This is a genomic window from Qipengyuania thermophila (genome assembly GCF_004153605.1).
Classification (GTDB): Bacteria; Pseudomonadota; Alphaproteobacteria; order Sphingomonadales; family Sphingomonadaceae; genus Qipengyuania_B; species Qipengyuania_B thermophila.
This window is the reverse complement of the sequence record NZ_SDSI01000002.1, coordinates 630,793-646,970: the sequence shown is the minus strand read 5'-3', so window position 1 is coordinate 646,970 and position 16,178 is coordinate 630,793. Positions and strand designations below refer to the sequence as shown.

The window sequence follows — 16,178 nt, the reverse complement described above, 5'->3', positions numbered from 1 at the left end:
CATGGACACGACATCGACAATCAGTCCGGCTGGCCGCGACGGCCGGGTCAGCCCTGAACGCCTGCCGACCGCGCAGGGCGGGGAGGTCCGCCTGCCGGATCAGGACTACTTCAACGCGCTCGCCACGGAAGTCGACAACAAGGGATTCCTCGTCACCTCGACGGAGGACCTGTTCCAGTGGGCCCGGACCGGGAGCCTGTGGTGGATGACTTTCGGCCTCGCCTGCTGCGCCGTGGAGATGATCCACGTCAACATGCCGCGCTACGACATGGAGCGGTTCGGCGTCGCGCCGCGCGCGTCTCCGCGGCAGTCGGACGTGATCATCGTCGCCGGCACGCTGTGCAACAAGATGGCTCCGGCGTTTCGGCGCGTCTATGACCAGATGTCGGATCCCAAGTACGTGATCTCGATGGGCAGCTGCGCGAACGGCGGCGGCTACTACCACTACAGCTATTCGGTGGTGCGCGGCTGCGACAGGATCGTGCCTGTCGACATCTATGTCCCCGGCTGCCCGCCGAGTGCGGAAGCGTTGCTGTACGGCGTCATGCAGCTGCAGCGGAAGATCCGGCGCGCAGGAACGATCGAGCGATGAGCGCGGTGCTGCATTCCGCCCCCCGGGTCCGGACTTCGGCCGAGGCTCTGGCCGAACTTGCCGACAGCGTGGCGGCGCACGTGCTCTCGACCCGGTTCGCGCATGGCGAGATGGTGCTGGAGGTGCGGCGCGAGAGCATCGCCGACGTGCTGAGGGTGCTGCGCGACCGGCACGAGTTCCAGCAGCTCATGGAGATCGCCGGAGTCGACTTCCCCTCGCGCCGCGAACGGTTCGAGGTCGTCTACATGCTCCTCTCCGTCACGCGCAACCAGCGGGTGCTGGTGAAGCTGCGCACGGACGAGGTCACGCCGGTTCCCACCGTCACGACCCTGTGGCCGAATGCCGGCTGGCTCGAGCGCGAGGTCTTCGACCTTTTCGGGGTCGTGTTCGCCGGCAATCCGGATCTTCGCCGCATCCTGACCGACTACGGCTTCGAAGGGCATCCGTTTCGCAAGGATTTCCCGCTGACCGGCTACATCGAGCTGCGCTACTCCGAGGACGAGAAGCGGGTTGTCTATGAGCCTGTCCGCCTGACTCAGGACCTGCGCACGTTCGACTTCCTGTCGCCGTGGGAAGGCGCGGACTATCCGCTGCCCGGTGACGAGAAGGCGACCCACCCGCCGGTCGCAGAGCCCAAGACCACCGAACAGGCCGGACAGACCGGCGCCGGCCGTCAGGCCGACAGCAAGGCCGCCGAGCCGGTCGCACCCGCAGGGTTCGCACCTTCGAGCAGCACGCTGGGGAGCGGGCAGCCCGTTCCCACTGAAACCAAGGTCGACGAGCCGTCGTCGCCCGATCCGACCGAAGACAGGCCGTCGCGTCCCGCTCGCGCGGGCAGCACCGCCGGAACCGCTCCGGCCACGAAGCCGGATGTGTCGGGAGCGCACGGCAAGGAACAGGGCGAGGGCGCGTAGATGAGCGGGCTGCAGGCGGAGCAGTCGCCCACGACGGGCGATGGCGTCATCAACAACTACACCATCAATTTCGGGCCGCAGCACCCCGCAGCCCATGGCGTGCTGCGGCTGGTGATGGAGCTGGATGGCGAAGTGATCGAACGTGTCGATCCGCATGTCGGCCTGCTCCATCGAGGAACCGAAAAGCTCATCGAGACGAAGACCTATCTGCAGGCGCTGCCCTATTTCGACCGTCTCGACTACTGCAGCCCGATGTGCATGGAGCACAGCTGGGTGCTGGCCATCGAGAAGCTGCTGAACATCGAAGTGCCGCTCCGCGCACAGTATCTGCGGGTGCTGTTCGCCGAACTGACGCGCATCATGAACCACATGCTCAACATCGGCAGTCACGTCATGGACGTCGGGGCGATGACGCCGAACCTGTGGGTGTTCGAGCTGCGCGAAGACACCATGAACTTCTACGAGCGCGCCAGCGGAGCGCGGATGCACGCGGCCTATTTCCGGCCGGGCGGCGTGCATCAGGACGTGCCGGAAAAGCTGCTCGTCGACATCGGGGAGTGGGTCGAGACGCGGCTGCCGCAGCTGTTCGGGGATGCGATGAGTCTCGTCATGGACAACCGCATCTTCAAGCAGCGCAATGTCGACATCGCGAAGGTCAGCAAGGACGATGCGCTCGCCTGGGGCTTTTCCGGGCCGATGATCCGGGCCGCGGGCATTCCGTGGGATCTGCGCAAGAGCCAGCCCTACGACGTGTATGACCGGATGGAGTTCGACGTGCCGGTCGGCACCAACTCGGACTGCTACGACCGCTTCATGGTGCGGGTGAAGGAAGTGTACGAGAGTGCGCGCATCATCAAGCAGTGTCTGGCGGAAATGCCGGCGGGACCGGTTGCCAGCGAAGACCGCAAGGTGGTGCCGCCCCGGCGCGGCGAGATGAAGCAGTCGATGGAGGCGCTGATCCACCACTTCAAGCTCTACACCGAAGGGTTCCATGTGCCAGCCGGCGAAGTCTACGTCGCGACGGAAAGTCCCAAGGGCGAGTTCGGCGTCTATCTCGTGAGTGACGGGAGCAACAAGCCGTATCGCTGCAAGATCAGGCCGACCGCCTTCAGCCATCTTCAGGCGATGGACTTCATGTGCCGCGGGCACATGCTGGCCGATGCCACGGCGATCCTCGGGGCGATCGACGTGGTGTTCGGGGAGTGCGACCGGTGATCCTGAGAGAGGGTTTGATCGTGCTCGGCGCCTTTGCGCTGTTTGCGTCCGGCATCGCCGCCTATCTGGCCGTGTTCCATGGCGAGGCCACGGTGAAGGACGTCCTGTCCACTGCTGTTGCGGCGCTGCTCGGCTTCTACGCGGGACGCCATCTTGAGCGGAGGCTCGCGCGTGGCTGATCGTTCCCCGGCACCCGACACTCCCGAACTGCGCCAGCGCTGGGGCGGGTTCGCGTTCACGCCTGCCAACAAGGCCGAAGCCGACCGCGCCATCGCCCGCTATCCGCAAGGGCGGCAGCGGTCGGCCATCATGCCGCTGCTCTTCATCGCCCAGCGTCAGGTCGGGGAGGAACTGGGCACAGCCGGCTGGCTCCCGTTGCCGGTGATCGAATACGTGGCCCGCTATCTCGACATGCCGGTGGTGCGCGCGCTCGAGGTCGCGACCTTCTATTTCATGTACAACCTTCAGCCCATGGGGCGCCATCACGTCCAGGTGTGCGGCACGACGCCGTGCATGCTGCGCGGCTCGGACGCCCTGTTCGAGACCTGCTACAGGCGCGGGATGAAGAAAGGGCAGGTGTCCGCGGACGGGCTCTGGTCGCTCACCGAGGTCGAGTGCATGGGCAACTGCGCCACCGCACCCATGGCGCAGATCGATGACGACAACTACGAGGATCTGACTCCAGAGCGGCTCGACGCCATCCTTGACGCGCTTGCCGCCGGACAGAGGCCGAAAACCGGCACGCAGGAACCCGGACGTCACACCAGCGAGCCAGCTGGCGGTCCCACGACGCTGACTGCGATGGTCGATGCCAACCACGACTACCGGAGCGAGTGGTGATGGACGCATCCGTCCTCCTGCTCGTGGTGGCGCTGATCGCGGTGGTGATCGCGTGGAAGCTGTTCAAGGGCGTTGCAAAGACGGTCGCTCTCGTCGCGATCCTGGCTCTGGCCGCCCTTGTCGTGTTCGGAAGGATGCTGTGATGCTCCACGACAAGGACCGCATCTTCACCAATCTCTACGGCTACCAGGACTGGCGCCTTCCCGCCGCGAGGATGCGGGGCGACTGGGACGACACCAAGGCGCTGCTCGCCCGCGGGCCGGACGCGATCATCGACGAGATCAAGGCCAGCGGTCTGCGGGGGCGGGGCGGGGCCGGGTTTCCGACCGGGATGAAGTGGTCGTTTATGCCCAAGGAGTCGAAAGACGGGCGGCCCAGCTTTCTCGTCGTCAACGCCGACGAGTCCGAGCCGGGAAGTTGCAAGGACCGGGAGATCATCCGGCACGACCCGCACAAGCTGCTGGAAGGCGCGCTTGTCGCCGGCTTCGCCATGCGTGCGCGAGCAGCCTACATCTACATCCGCGGCGAGTACATCCGGGAAGCCGAAACCCTGCAGGCCGCCATCGACGAGGCCTACGCCGCCGGGCTGATCGGCAAGGATGCCTGCGGATCGGACTACGCCTTCGACATCTTCATGCACCGCGGCGGGGGCGCCTACATCTGCGGCGAAGAAACCGCCATGATCGAAAGCCTTGAGGGGAAGAAGGGCCAGCCGCGCCTCAAGCCGCCTTTCCCGGCCGGCGCCGGGCTTTATGGTTGCCCCACGACCGTCAACAACGTGGAAAGCATCGCGGTCGCCCCGACCATCCTGCGGCGCGGCGCGGCTTGGTTCGCCTCGTTCGGGCGCGATAACAATAAGGGCACGAAGCTGTTCCAGATCAGCGGCCATGTCGAGCGGCCCTGCGTCGTGGAGGAGGCGATGAGCATCCCGTTCCGCGAGCTGATCGAGAAGCATTGCGGCGGCATCCGCGGCGGCTGGAACAATCTGCTGGCGGTGATCCCCGGCGGGTCGTCGGTCCCACTGGTGCCCGCCGAGCAGATCATCGACGCGCCGATGGACTTCGACGGCATGAAGGAGCTTGGCTCCGGGCTGGGCACGGCCGGCATCATCGTCATGGACAAGTCGACCGACATCGTGCGCGCAATCGCCCGCCTGTCCTATTTCTACAAGCACGAGTCCTGCGGCCAGTGCACCCCCTGCCGCGAAGGCACCGGGTGGATGTGGCGGGTGATGGAGCGGCTGCGCGAAGGCGATGCGGCCATCGACGAGATCGACATGCTGCAACAGGTCACGAAGCAGGTCGAAGGCCACACGATCTGCGCGCTGGGCGATGCGGCCGCATGGCCGATCCAGGGGCTGATCCGCCACTTCCGCCCGGAACTCGAGCGGCGTATCGTCGAGCGGCAACGCACCTATGCGGAGGCGGCGGAATGAGATTTGCAATTTGCCTGGCGCTGTCGGTACTGGCGGCGAGTGGACTGTCCGCTCAGATGCCCCGAAAGGAATTGGATGTCGCGAAACAGCGCGCCGCGATCGAGGCATGGACCGCCTGCATTGCCGACGAGAACCGGGAGAGCGTAGCCCGGACACTGGCGCGGGATTTCACGTCGGCCGAATATCAACGCGAAATGACGAAGTTGGCCCAAACCCGCGGGTCCGGGCGTTGCTTCAACGCCATGCCAGCGAAATATCGCCGCATTGAGCTTGGCGGACTGCCCTTCGCCGGTGGCCTGGCCGAGCGTCTGCTGGAGACGCATCCCGATCCGCTGGTGCTGCGGCTGTCGCGCGCCGTCGCCGGCAAGGCGCCCGCAACCTATTCGTACACCGATGCCGTCGCCATGTGCGCCGTACGGGGCGCTCCGCACGTCGTCGCCGCGCTCTTTGAAACGCCGATCAACTCACCGGAAGAAGTCCATGCGCTTGCCGACGTGAAGCCGGTTTTCGACATCTGCGCGCGCCAAGGTGGGCGGCCCGTGGAGGCGTCGGCTATGGGCATGCGCTCGATGCTCGCAACCGCGTCTTTCCGCCTTCTGCAGGCGCAGGAAAGCTGACATGCCAACAGTCACCGTAGACGGCCAGCAGGTCGACGTGCCCGATGGCGCCACCGTGCTGCAAGCGTGTGAACTTGCCGGCAAGGAGATCCCCCGCTTTTGCTATCACGAGCGGCTGAGCATCGCGGGCAATTGCCGGATGTGCCTCGTCGAGGTGAAGCCGGGTCCGCCCAAGCCGCAGGCCAGCTGCGCTCTGCCTGCGACCGAGGGGCAGGAGATCCGCACCGACAGCCTGATGGTGAAGACCGCGCGCGAAGGGGTGATGGAGTTCCTGCTCATCAACCATCCGCTCGACTGCCCGATCTGCGATCAGGGAGGCGAGTGCGATCTTCAGGACCAGGCCATGTTCTATGGTCGCGGCGCATCGCGGTACCATGAGAACAAGCGGGCGGTGTCCGAGAAGTACATGGGTCCGCTGATCAAGACGGTCATGACCCGCTGCATCCACTGCACACGGTGCGTGCGGTTCTCCGAAGAGATCGCGGGCGTGGACGAAATCGGCGCGGTGGGCCGGGGCGAGAGCATGGAGATCACCACCTATCTCGAACAGGCGGTCCGGCACGAGATGTCGGCCAATGTCATCGACCTGTGTCCCGTCGGCGCCCTGACCAGCCGGCCCTACGCTTTCGAGGCGCGGCCCTGGGAGCTGCGCAAGACGCTGTCCATCGACGTGTCGGATGCCGTGGGCGCGAACATCCGCCTCGACAGCCGCGGGCGCGAGGTCATGCGGGCGCTGCCGCGCGTGAACGACGAGGTCAACGAGGAGTGGCTGTCGGACAAGGGGCGTTATCAGGTCGATGGGCTGATGCACCGCCGCCTCGACCGGGTGTGGGTGCGCAAGGAAGGACGGCTTCAGCCCGCAAGCTGGGAGCAGGCGTTCGCCGCCATCGCGGCGGCCGATCCGCGTGGCAGCATCGCCGCCGTTGCGGGCGATCTGGTCGACTGCGAGACGATGTTTGCGGCGCGCCGTCTCCTACGGGCTCTGGGGTCGGACTTGCTGGAAGGGCGGCAGACCGGCCTTGTCTACGACACGTCCAGCCTTGCCGCAGTCGCGTTCAACTCGAGCCTTTCCGGAATCGAGCACGCCGACGCCATTCTCATCGTCGGCAGTCACGTGCGCTGGGAGGCGCCGCTGGTCCAGAGCCGTCTGCGCAAGGCCTGGAAGCGCGGGGCGCGCATCTTCATCATCGGGCCACACTGGGATACGACCTACCCGGCCGAGTTTCTCGGAGAGGACGCGGCCGTTCTGCACGATCTGCCGGACGCGGTGGGCGATGTCTTCACCGCGGCGCAGCGGCCGGCAATCATCGTCGGGGCAGCCGGGCTGGCGAAGGGAGCTCTGCACCCGGCTCTGGCGCTGGCACAGGACTGGACCCTCGTGCGGGACGGCTGGAACGGCTTCAACGTCCTGCACATGGCCGCGAGCCGGATGGGCGGACTGCTGCTCGGCTTCGCGCAGGCCGGGGGGATCCGCGCCGTGGCCGAGGAACGGCCGCGGGTGCTGCTTTCGCTTGGCGCCGACGAGATGGATTACAAGCCCTTTGCCGGGAGCCTCAAGGTGTATGTCGGCCATCACGGAGATCGGGGCGCGCACGCCGCCGACATCATCCTTCCGGCGGCCTCCTATGCGGAGAAGGACGGCACGTTCGTCAACACGGAAGGGCGGGTGCAGACTGCCGAGGCGGCCGTGTTCCCTCCCGGTGACGCACGTGCCGACTGGACGATAATGCGCGCGCTTGCGGATGTGCTTGGCGTCGACGTCGGCTTCGACAGCTTTGCCGAACTGAGGGAGGCGATGATTGCCGAAGTGCCGGCTCTGTCGTCGCCCGGTCTGATCGATCTGGGCGAACTGCCGCGCGGGGACGGCAGCGCGCGCGCAGCCGGCGTCATCTCCTATCCCATCGCCGATTTCTACCTCACCAACGCGATCTGCCGTGCCAGCCCGACGATGCAGCGGTGCTCGGCGGAATTGCTCGGCAACGCAGACATGCTGGAGGCTGCCGAGTGAGCGGAGAGCGGCAGGGTTTCGGCCTCGCGTTCACGGAGCGCGGGCGCGTCAGCCGTGGGCGCGGCATAATGAAGGCGGGTGATCGTGACTGAGTTCTTCGTCAGTTTGGGCATGGCCTACGGTGCCGCGTGGTTCCTGGCGACCGTTCTGGGTATTCTGCTGATCGCCCTTCCGCTCATGCTGGCGGTGGCGATGGTCATCTATGTCGACCGCAAGGTCTGGGCGGCCGTCGCGCTGCGGCGCGGACCGAATGTGGTGGGGCCGTTCGGGCTGCTGCAGAGCTTTGCCGACGGGCTCAAGGTTTTCCTTCAGGAGACCATCGTCCCCAGCGCCGCCAACCGCGGCCTATTTCTCATCGCCCCGATCATCACCTTCACCGTCGCGTTGCTCGGCTGGGCGGTGGTGCCGTTCGGACCCGAGGCGGTTCTGGCCGACATCAATGTCGGTCTGCTCTACATCCTCGCGGTGTCGTCGCTCGGCGTCTACGGCGTGGTGATCGCGGGCTGGGCGTCGAACTCAAAATACCCGTTCTTCTCGGCTCTGCGGGCCGCCGCGCAGATGATCAGCTACGAGGTGTCGATCGGCTTCATCATCGTGTGCGTCATCCTGTGGGCAGGGACGTTCAACATGAACGGCATCATCGCCGCGCAGCAGGGGCACGGCCTTGGCGTCATCAACGCCTTTGTCGTCAATCCGCTGCTGTTTCCCCTCTTTGTGATGTTCCTGATCTCCGCTCTGGCGGAAACGGCGCGGGCGCCTTTCGACCTCACGGAAGCGGAGAGCGAATTGGTCGCCGGCTACCAGACCGAATACAGCTCCATGAGCTTCGCCCTGTTCTGGCTGGGCGAGTATGCCAACGTGCTCCTCATGTGCGCGTTGCTGGCGATCCTGTTCTTCGGCGGGTGGCTGCCGCCGGTGGACTGGGCGCCGCTCTACCTCGTCCCCGGATGGATCTGGCTGTTCGCCAAGATCTTTTTCTTCTTCTTCGTCTTCAGCCTCATCAAGGCCACGGTTCCGCGGTTCCGCTACGACCAGCTGATGCGTCTGGGCTGGAAGGTGTTCCTGCCTCTGTCGCTGTTCTTCATCGTTATCAACTCCGGCTGGCTCATGGCGACCGGACATTTCGGAGCGGGTTCATGAACGCGGCTCAGCTGATCAAGTCGTTCACGCTGTGGGAATTCCTCAAGGCCCACGCGCTGACGCTGCGCTACCTGTTCAAGCCGAAGGCGACGATCAACTATCCTTACGAGAAGAACCCGATCTCGCCCCGTTTCCGCGGCGAGCATGCGCTGCGGCGCTATCCCAATGGCGAGGAGCGCTGCATTGCCTGCAAGCTCTGCGAGGCGGTGTGTCCGGCCCAGGCGATCACCATCGAGAGCGAGCCCCGCGCGGACGGCAGCCGGCGCACGACGCGCTACGACATCGACATGACCAAGTGCATCTATTGCGGGTTCTGTCAGGAGGCCTGCCCGGTCGACGCGATCGTGGAGGGGCCGAATTATGAATACGCGACGGAGACGCGCGAGGAGCTGCTTTACGACAAGGCCAAGCTGCTGGCGAACGGGGACAAGTGGGAACGCGCGCTCGCGGCCAACCTTGAAGCCGACGCCGGCTATCGCTAGGGGCGGCAGCAACACGACCGCGCACGAGTCACGAGCGGAGCGCCGGTGCGATCCGCCGGTGTCCAAACGGCCACGGGACTGTCTTAGGGGAGCAAAGCCCGGCCACGGCATGGGGCGACGAACAGCATGATCCAGCTCTTTGCCTTCTACATGTTCGCGACCATCGTCATCCTCGCTGCGGTGATGGTGATCCTCGCGCGCAACCCCGTTCATTCCGTCCTCTGGCTGATCCTCGCCTTCTTCAACGCAGCCGGTCTGATGGTGTTGGTCGGTGCCGAATTCGTCGCCGTGCTGCTCGTCATCGTCTATGTCGGCGCCGTTGCGGTGCTGTTCCTGTTCGTCGTCATGATGCTGGACATCGATGTGGCGAGCATGCGGGCCGGGTTCGTGCGCAACGCCCCGCTGGGTTTCGCCGTCGCGCTGGTGCTGCTGGCCGAAATGGTGCTCGGCTTCGGCGCCTACCGTGCAGGAGGGTTGGCGCTCGGCACGCCGGCCGCGCCCTCGCAGGCGCTGCCGGGGCTCAGCAACATCCAGAACGTGGGGGCGCTGCTCTACACGCGGTATGTGTTCCTGTTCGAGATGGCCGGTCTCATCCTTCTCGTGGCAATGATCGGGGCGATCGTGCTGACGCACCGCGACCGCCGCGGATCGGCTGCGCGGCAGGACATCGCGCGGCAGATCGGGCGCAAGCCGGTCGATGCCACAGTGATGACCAGGCCCAAGGTGGGAGAGGGGGTCGAGCTGTGATCGGACCTCGTTCGAAGACGGATTTTCTCCGCTGGGCGAGGAGATGCGTGTCGTGATCGGCATCGAACACTACGTCGTGGTCAGCGCCATCCTGTTCGTCCTCGGCGTCCTCGGCATCTTCCTGAACCGCAAGAACGTCATCGTCATCCTGATGGCGATCGAGCTCATCCTGCTCGCCGTGAACATCAATCTGGTCGGCTTCAGCGCGTTTCTCGGCGATCTCACCGGGCAGATCTTCGCCATGTTCGTGCTGACCGTGGCGGCAGCGGAAGCGGCGATCGGGCTGGCGATCCTCGTGATCTACTATCGCGGTCGCGGGACGATCGCGATCGACGATGTCGACAGGCTGAAGGACTGAGGCCGCGGTGCAACCCATCACCATCATCGTGTTCCTGCCGTTGCTGGCGGCGCTGGCGGCCGGCATCGTCAACAAGGCGGCGCCGCCGGTCTTTGCCAAGGCGGTGACGACCGGCGCTCTGCTCGTTGCGTGTGCCCTGTCCTGGCCGATCTTCCTCGGCTTCCTGACGGGCGAGGCGTCTCCGGCTCTCGTGCCGGTCGCGCCCTGGGTCCAGTCGGGGACGCTGGTGTTCGACTGGGCGTTGCGGGTGGACACGCTGACGGCGGTCATGCTGGTCGTCATCACGAGCGTGTCTGCGCTCGTGCACATTTATTCCTGGGGCTACATGGCCGAGGATCCGGACCAGCCGCGCTTCTTCGCCTACCTCAGCCTGTTCACCTTCGCCATGCTCATGCTGGTGACGGCGGACAACCTCGTGCAGATGTTCTTCGGCTGGGAGGGGGTGGGGCTGGCCTCTTACCTGCTCATCGGTTTCTGGTACCGCAAGCCGAGCGCGAATGCGGCGGCGATCAAGGCGTTCGTGGTCAATCGCGTCGGCGATCTCGGGTTCATGCTGGGGATCTTCGGCACGTTTCTGGTGTTCGGCACCACCTCCATCGGCCAGATCCTCGACGCCGCGCCGGCGATGAGCGGGGCGACCATCACCTTCCTCGGCATGCGTCTGCAGACGATGGACGTCTTGTGCATCCTGCTGTTCATCGGCGCGATGGGCAAGTCGGCGCAGCTGGGGCTGCACACCTGGTTGCCCGACGCGATGGAAGGCCCGACGCCGGTGTCGGCGCTGATCCATGCCGCCACCATGGTGACGGCCGGGGTGTTCATGGTGTGCCGCCTGTCGCCCATGTTCGAGACGGCACCGGTCGCGCTTGCGCTCGTCACCTTCATCGGTGCCGCCACTTGTCTCTTCGCCGCTACGGTCGGTACGACCCAGTGGGACATCAAGCGGGTGATTGCCTATTCGACCTGTTCCCAGCTCGGTTACATGTTCTTTGCCGCTGGCGTCGGCGCCTACGGGGCGGCCATGTTCCACCTGTTCACCCATGCCTTCTTCAAGGCCCTGCTGTTTCTCGGCGCGGGCAGCGTCATCCACGCGATGCATCACGAGCAGGACATGCGCTATTACGGCGCCCTCCGGCGCGATATTCCGGTCACGTTCTGGGCGATGCTGATCGGCACGCTGGCGATCACAGGCGTCGGCATCTACGGCATCGGCGGCTTTGCGGGCTTCCATTCCAAGGACGCGATCCTCGAGGTGGCGTTTGCCCGCGGCAGCGAGATGGGGCGTTTCGCGTTCTGGGTCGGTGCGTTCGCGGCCTTCCTCACAAGCTTCTACAGCTGGCGCCTGATGTTCCTGACGTTCTTCGGGCGGCCGCGGTGGGCCGACAGCCCGCACATCGCTCACGCGGCGCATGACGATGCTCACCATGGTGGTGCCGACAATCCGCCGAGCCAGGAAGACGCGCAGCCCAAGGGGCCGCATGCCGTCCCTTCACCCAATTACGAGGCCGGCACCGGCGGCTACCATCCGCACGAAAGCCCGGCCTCGATGCTCCTTCCTCTGGGGGTGCTGATGGTCGGCGCGGTGGCGGCGGGGTTCGTCTTCTCCGGCGCCTTCCTCGACCGCGAGGAGTTCTGGGGCGGCTCCATCTTCTACAACGCGCCGCTCATGCATGCGATGCACGAGGTGCCCCTGCTGGTGAAGCTGGCGGCGACGATCGCCATGCTGGCGGGGCTGGCACTGGCCTGGCAGGCATACCTCCGGGATACGCGCCTGCCCGGACAGGCGGCCGAGCAGCTCGGCCCGATCTACCGCTTCGTGTACCGCAAATGGTACTTCGACGAAATTTACAACGCCGTGTTCGTGCGCCCGGCCTTCTGGCTCGGCCGGCTGTTCTGGCGGCGCGGGGATGTCGGCCTGGTCGACCGCTTCGGGCCTGATGGCGCGGCTTGGGTGGTGCGGCGCGGAAGCCGCGCGGTCCGTCACCTGCAGAACGGCCAGCTGGCAAACTACGCCTTTGTCATGCTGCTCGGCGTGGTCGCGGCGGTGAGCTGGGTGCTTGTGCGATGACCGGTTATCCCTTGCTCTCGCTCCTCATGCTCGTGCCGCTGGTCGCAGGGCTGGCGTGCCTGTTCCTGCAGGCTGCGGCGGCTCGCCAGCTGGCGCTGGGGGCGACGCTGGTGAACCTTGCCGGCGGCGTGCTCCTGTGGAGGCTTTACGAGGTCGGCGGGCCGCAGTGGCAGTTCCAGGAATACGCGCCGCTGTTCTCCGGTTTTGCCTGGGCGCTCGGGATCGACGGCATCGCGCTCATGCTGATCCTTCTCAGCGTCTTCCTCATGCCGCTGTGCATTCTGGCGAGCTGGCGCGCGATCGACACGCGCGTGGGCGAGTATATGGCCGCCTTCCTGTTCATGGAAACGCTCATGATCGGGGTGTTCGCGGCACAGGACCTGATCCTGTTCTACGTGTTCTTCGAAGCCGGGCTGATTCCGATGTATCTGATCATCGGGATCTGGGGCGGCGACAACCGCATCTACGCAAGCTACAAGTTCTTCCTCTACACGCTGCTCGGATCCGTCCTGATGCTCATCGCCATGCTGTGGATGATCACCACGGCCGGCACGTCCTACATCCCGGACCTGATGCAGACGGACTTCCCTGCCGGCGCGCAGACATGGCTGTGGCTGGCGTTCTTCGCCAGCTTCGCCGTCAAGATGCCGATGTGGCCAGTTCACACCTGGCTGCCCGACGCGCACGTGCAGGCGCCGACTGCGGGATCGGTGATCCTTGCAGGCGTTCTGCTCAAGATGGGCGGGTACGGCTTCATCCGCTTCAGCCTGCCGATGTTCCCAGAGGCGAGCGCGCAGTTCACCTGGCTGATCCTCGGCCTGTCAATGGCGGCGGTCGTCATCACCAGCTTGATCGCGCTGGTCCAGGAGGACATGAAGAAGCTGATCGCCTACTCCTCGGTCGCGCACATGGCGATCGTCACGGCCGGACTGTTCGCCTTCAACGTCCAGGGACTCGAGGGCGCCATGATCATGATGCTCTCGCATGGTCTGGTGTCGGGCGCGCTGTTCCTGTGCGTGGGCGTGATCTATGACCGTCTGCATACGCGGGAAATCGCGCGCTATGGCGGCCTTGCCGACACAATGCCGCGCTACGCCGTGTTCTTCCTGTTCTTCACCATGGCGGCGATCGGGCTGCCCGGCACAAGCGGTTTCGTGGCCGAATTCCTGAGCCTGGCGGGGGTGTACCAGATTTCCAGCTGGGCTGCCCTTGTCCTGACGACGGGCATCATTCTTGGTGCGGGCTACATGCTCTACCTCTACGCCCGCATTGCCTATGGCGGTCACAGGACGCCGGAAGCCGCACGTATGCCCGATCTGACGGCGCGCGAGTGGACGCTTCTCACACCGATTGCGGCAGCCGTGCTGTGGATGGGCGTCTATCCCGAACCCTTTCTCGCCCCGATGCGCAACGACATCGCCGCTCTCGAGGCAAGACTTGCCCGTGCGGCACCTGCCGGAGATGCCCTACCGGTGATCGGAGAGCCGCGCGAGCTTCCGGCGAACGCGATTGCTCACCGTGCGGCGACCGGTGAAGGGCACCACTGATGAACTTTGCAACCTCGTTGATGCTGATCGGCGCCGAACTCGGCCTGTGTCTGGTCGCTCTCGTGCTGCTGCTGCTCTCGGCATGGTTGCCGCGAGCGGCCGCACGTGTGCTCACGATTGCGGCGGCGTCCGCGCTTGCCGGTGCGTCGATCTACACCCTCGCGCTGCTGCTGAACGGCACGGCGGGTCCGGACGCGAATGCTTTCGGCGCGCTGCTGCGGCTCGACGCCTTCTCCGCCGTCGCCAAGCTGCTGATCTACCTGAGCACCTTCGCCTGCCTCGTCGTCACGCCGAGCTTCTTCGAGCGGCGCGGACAGTATCGTGGCGAGTATCCCGTCCTGCTGCTGTTCAACGCCGTGGGCATGAGCCTGCTGGTTTCGGCCACGGACCTCATGACGCTATACATCGGGCTCGAGCTGTCCAGCCTTTCGTCCTACATCCTCGCAAGCTTCGCCCGCAGTGACATGCGGTCTGCCGAAGCGGGCCTGAAGTACTTCATCCTCGGCGGCCTTGCGAGCGGCATTCTGCTTTACGGGATGAGCCTCGTGTACGGATTCGCCGGCAGCACGAACTTTGATGCAATCCGCACTGCCCTAGCCGGCGAGCTTGGCACCGGCGCGCTCTTCGGGATCGTGCTCGTCTTTGCCGGGCTGGCGTTCAAGATCTCGGCCGTCCCATTCCACATGTGGACGCCCGACGTGTATGACGGCGCGCCGACGCCGGTGACGACCTTCTTCGCCGGTGCGCCGAAGATCGCCGCTGTCGCCATCCTGACGCGGCTGTCCTTCAGCGCCTTCGGGGAGCAGTTCGCCGCCTGGCAGCAGATTGTCGCCTTTGTCGCGCTGGCCTCCATCGTCGTCGGCGCCCTGGGCGCGATCGGGCAGGAAAACCTCAAGCGGGTGCTCGCCTACAGCTCGATCAACAATGTCGGCTTTCTGCTGATCGGGCTGGCGACAGGAACGGCCGCCGGGGTCAGCGCCATGCTCATCTACCTGGCGATCTATGCGGTCATGACCCTGGGCAGCTTCGTCGCGCTGCTCATGCTGCACGACGCTGACGGGGTGCCGATGGAGACGTTCGGCAGCATCGCCGGCCTCGCCCAGCGCAAGCCGGCGCTCGCCTGGGCGTTGCTGGTGCTGATGTTCAGCCTGGCCGGCATCCCGCCGCTGTTCGGGTTCTACGCCAAGCTGGTCGTGTTCCAGGCGGCGGTCGACGCCGGGCTGATCGCGCTGGCAACTGTGGGCATTGCTGCGAGCGTGATCGGTGCCTTCTACTACATCAAGTTCGTCAAGGTCATGTTCTTCGACGCCCGCCCGTCATCCGACGCGCGTGCGGAAGTGGCCCGCAACCCGGCCGGCCACTGGTCGGTGCTCGCGGCATCGACGGTGCTCCTCTCGCCGCTCGGATTCCTGCTCACTCCGGCGATGGAGCGCTGGGCGGCGGCGGCGGCGAGCGCGCTGTTCCTGACGGCATGAGCGGGAGGGTTGGACCTTCCATCTCGCTGCGCACCGTCCGCGAAACCGGTTCCACGAATTCGGACCTGCTCGCCCGCATCGCTGCCGGTGATCCGCCTGCGGAGGGGGAGTGGCTGATCGCGGACCGGCAGTCGGACGGTCGCGGGCGTCTCGGGCGGCACTGGCATGACGGCAGCGGCAATTTCATGGGGTCGACGGCCGTGCGCGTCACGGCTACCGACCCCGCGCCGGCCAGCCTTTCGCTTGCAGCGGGTCTCGCCCTGTTCGAAGCCGTGCGCCCGTGTCTCGCCCCCGAACTACCGCTGATGCTCAAGTGGCCGAACGACCTGCTGATCGGCAAGGCCAAGGCGGCGGGAATACTCCTCGAACGGCAGCAGCAATGGGTGGTCGTCGGCATCGGCGTGAACCTTGCCTCGGCGCCGGCCCTGCCTGACCGCCCCACGGTTGCTCTGGCGCAATTTGGACCTTCACCGGATCGCGACACGTTTGCCGCCGCGCTTGCCGAGCACATGGCCGAGTGCGTCGCGCGCTGGCGGTCGCACGGACTGGGGCCGATCATCCGCGACTGGCTGGACAGGGCGCATCCGGCCGGAACGCCGCTCAGTTTCCGCGCCGGTGCCAGCGAGGAGACCGGCCGTTTTCAGTCGCTGACAGCCGATGGCGCGCTTCTCGTCAGGACAGCGGATGGGACCGTGCGCCAGATCACCGCTGGCGACGTTTCGCTCGTGACGGAGGTGTGA

At 65.7% G+C, this 16,178-nt stretch carries 17 protein-coding genes; all 17 read left to right on the top strand.

From position 1 onward, the window contains the following. The first annotated feature begins 1 nt into the window (after position 1). The 17 genes from ETO60_RS07420 to ETO60_RS07345 all read left to right on the top strand — a co-directional run bounded on the left by ETO60_RS07420 (position 2) and on the right by ETO60_RS07345 (position 16,178). Positions 2–592 carry a NuoB/complex I 20 kDa subunit family protein gene (locus ETO60_RS07420; RefSeq protein WP_234026383.1) on the top strand — a complete coding sequence of 197 codons (591 nt, stop codon included), beginning with the start codon at positions 2–4 and terminating at the stop codon, positions 590–592. Beyond that, a complete protein-coding gene (locus ETO60_RS07415) occupies positions 589–1,506 on the top strand; it encodes an NADH-quinone oxidoreductase subunit C (protein WP_130004224.1) in 918 nt (305 codons plus the stop codon). The genes ETO60_RS07420 and ETO60_RS07415 overlap by 4 nt, the downstream gene beginning before the upstream one ends. Continuing rightward, a complete protein-coding gene (locus tag ETO60_RS07410) occupies positions 1,507–2,721 on the top strand; it encodes an NADH-quinone oxidoreductase subunit D (protein ID WP_130004222.1) in 1,215 nt (404 codons plus the stop codon). Beyond that, positions 2,718–2,900, top strand: coding sequence for a hypothetical protein (locus tag ETO60_RS07405; protein ID WP_130004220.1), 183 nt, complete (start codon positions 2,718–2,720; stop codon positions 2,898–2,900). The genes ETO60_RS07410 and ETO60_RS07405 overlap by 4 nt, the downstream gene beginning before the upstream one ends. Beyond that, positions 2,893–3,561, top strand: a complete 669-nt coding sequence (gene nuoE, locus ETO60_RS07400; protein ID WP_130004218.1) for an NADH-quinone oxidoreductase subunit NuoE — start codon at positions 2,893–2,895, stop codon at positions 3,559–3,561. Before ETO60_RS07405 ends, nuoE begins: the two co-directional genes overlap by 8 nt. After that, positions 3,561–3,704, top strand: coding sequence for a hypothetical protein (locus tag ETO60_RS11245; protein ID WP_165362137.1), 144 nt, complete (start codon positions 3,561–3,563; stop codon positions 3,702–3,704). The genes nuoE and ETO60_RS11245 overlap by 1 nt, the downstream gene beginning before the upstream one ends. Then, a complete protein-coding gene (gene nuoF / locus ETO60_RS07395; RefSeq protein ID WP_130004216.1) occupies positions 3,704–4,996 on the top strand; it encodes an NADH-quinone oxidoreductase subunit NuoF in 1,293 nt (430 codons plus the stop codon). Before ETO60_RS11245 ends, nuoF begins: the two co-directional genes overlap by 1 nt. After that, positions 4,993–5,613, top strand: a complete 621-nt coding sequence (locus ETO60_RS07390) for a hypothetical protein (protein ID WP_130004214.1) — start codon at positions 4,993–4,995, stop codon at positions 5,611–5,613. Before nuoF ends, ETO60_RS07390 begins: the two co-directional genes overlap by 4 nt. Before the next feature lies 1 nt (position 5,614). Continuing rightward, a complete protein-coding gene (gene nuoG / locus ETO60_RS07385) occupies positions 5,615–7,621 on the top strand; it encodes an NADH-quinone oxidoreductase subunit NuoG (protein WP_130004212.1) in 2,007 nt (668 codons plus the stop codon). Between the two features lie 84 nt (positions 7,622–7,705). After that, positions 7,706–8,761 carry an NADH-quinone oxidoreductase subunit NuoH gene (gene nuoH / locus ETO60_RS07380; RefSeq protein ID WP_130004210.1) on the top strand — a complete coding sequence of 352 codons (1,056 nt, stop codon included), beginning with the start codon at positions 7,706–7,708 and terminating at the stop codon, positions 8,759–8,761. Continuing rightward, a complete protein-coding gene (gene nuoI, locus ETO60_RS07375) occupies positions 8,758–9,243 on the top strand; it encodes an NADH-quinone oxidoreductase subunit NuoI (protein ID WP_130004208.1) in 486 nt (161 codons plus the stop codon). Before nuoH ends, nuoI begins: the two co-directional genes overlap by 4 nt. Positions 9,244–9,369: 126 nt before the next feature. Beyond that, on the top strand, positions 9,370–9,990 hold the full coding sequence (locus ETO60_RS07370) for an NADH-quinone oxidoreductase subunit J (RefSeq protein ID WP_130004206.1): 621 nt from the start codon (positions 9,370–9,372) through the stop codon (positions 9,988–9,990). A 43-nt stretch (positions 9,991–10,033) separates the two neighbouring features. Then, complete coding sequence (gene nuoK, locus ETO60_RS07365; protein WP_390612649.1) at positions 10,034–10,348, top strand: NADH-quinone oxidoreductase subunit NuoK; 315 nt, start codon at positions 10,034–10,036, stop codon at positions 10,346–10,348. A gap of 7 nt (positions 10,349–10,355) precedes the next feature. Further along, complete coding sequence (gene nuoL, locus ETO60_RS07360; RefSeq protein ID WP_130004202.1) at positions 10,356–12,416, top strand: NADH-quinone oxidoreductase subunit L; 2,061 nt, start codon at positions 10,356–10,358, stop codon at positions 12,414–12,416. Further along, positions 12,413–13,963, top strand: coding sequence for an NADH-quinone oxidoreductase subunit M (locus ETO60_RS07355; protein WP_130004199.1), 1,551 nt, complete (start codon positions 12,413–12,415; stop codon positions 13,961–13,963). The genes nuoL and ETO60_RS07355 overlap by 4 nt, the downstream gene beginning before the upstream one ends. Beyond that, a complete protein-coding gene (nuoN, locus tag ETO60_RS07350) occupies positions 13,963–15,438 on the top strand; it encodes an NADH-quinone oxidoreductase subunit NuoN (RefSeq protein ID WP_130004197.1) in 1,476 nt (491 codons plus the stop codon). Before ETO60_RS07355 ends, nuoN begins: the two co-directional genes overlap by 1 nt. Then, positions 15,435–16,178, top strand: coding sequence for a biotin--[acetyl-CoA-carboxylase] ligase (locus ETO60_RS07345; RefSeq protein ID WP_130004195.1), 744 nt, complete (start codon positions 15,435–15,437; stop codon positions 16,176–16,178). Before nuoN ends, ETO60_RS07345 begins: the two co-directional genes overlap by 4 nt.

What these genes read in the sequence shown, in the direction of transcription:
- ETO60_RS07420 (WP_234026383.1), top strand. Translation starts at nt 2, where the DNA reads ATGGACACGACATCGACAATCAGTCCGGCTGGCCGCGACGGCCGGGTC.
- ETO60_RS07415 (WP_130004224.1), top strand. Translation starts at nt 589, where the DNA reads ATGAGCGCGGTGCTGCATTCCGCCCCCCGGGTCCGGACTTCGGCCGAG.
- ETO60_RS07410 (WP_130004222.1), top strand. Translation starts at nt 1,507, where the DNA reads ATGAGCGGGCTGCAGGCGGAGCAGTCGCCCACGACGGGCGATGGCGTC.
- ETO60_RS11245 (WP_165362137.1), top strand. Translation starts at nt 3,561, where the DNA reads ATGGACGCATCCGTCCTCCTGCTCGTGGTGGCGCTGATCGCGGTGGTG.
- nuoF (WP_130004216.1), top strand. Translation starts at nt 3,704, where the DNA reads ATGCTCCACGACAAGGACCGCATCTTCACCAATCTCTACGGCTACCAG.
- ETO60_RS07390 (WP_130004214.1), top strand. Translation starts at nt 4,993, where the DNA reads ATGAGATTTGCAATTTGCCTGGCGCTGTCGGTACTGGCGGCGAGTGGA.
- nuoG (WP_130004212.1), top strand. Translation starts at nt 5,615, where the DNA reads ATGCCAACAGTCACCGTAGACGGCCAGCAGGTCGACGTGCCCGATGGC.
- nuoI (WP_130004208.1), top strand. Translation starts at nt 8,758, where the DNA reads ATGAACGCGGCTCAGCTGATCAAGTCGTTCACGCTGTGGGAATTCCTC.
- ETO60_RS07370 (WP_130004206.1), top strand. Translation starts at nt 9,370, where the DNA reads ATGATCCAGCTCTTTGCCTTCTACATGTTCGCGACCATCGTCATCCTC.
- nuoK (WP_390612649.1), top strand. Translation starts at nt 10,034, where the DNA reads ATGCGTGTCGTGATCGGCATCGAACACTACGTCGTGGTCAGCGCCATC.
- ETO60_RS07355 (WP_130004199.1), top strand. Translation starts at nt 12,413, where the DNA reads ATGACCGGTTATCCCTTGCTCTCGCTCCTCATGCTCGTGCCGCTGGTC.
- nuoN (WP_130004197.1), top strand. Translation starts at nt 13,963, where the DNA reads ATGAACTTTGCAACCTCGTTGATGCTGATCGGCGCCGAACTCGGCCTG.
- ETO60_RS07345 (WP_130004195.1), top strand. Translation starts at nt 15,435, where the DNA reads ATGAGCGGGAGGGTTGGACCTTCCATCTCGCTGCGCACCGTCCGCGAA.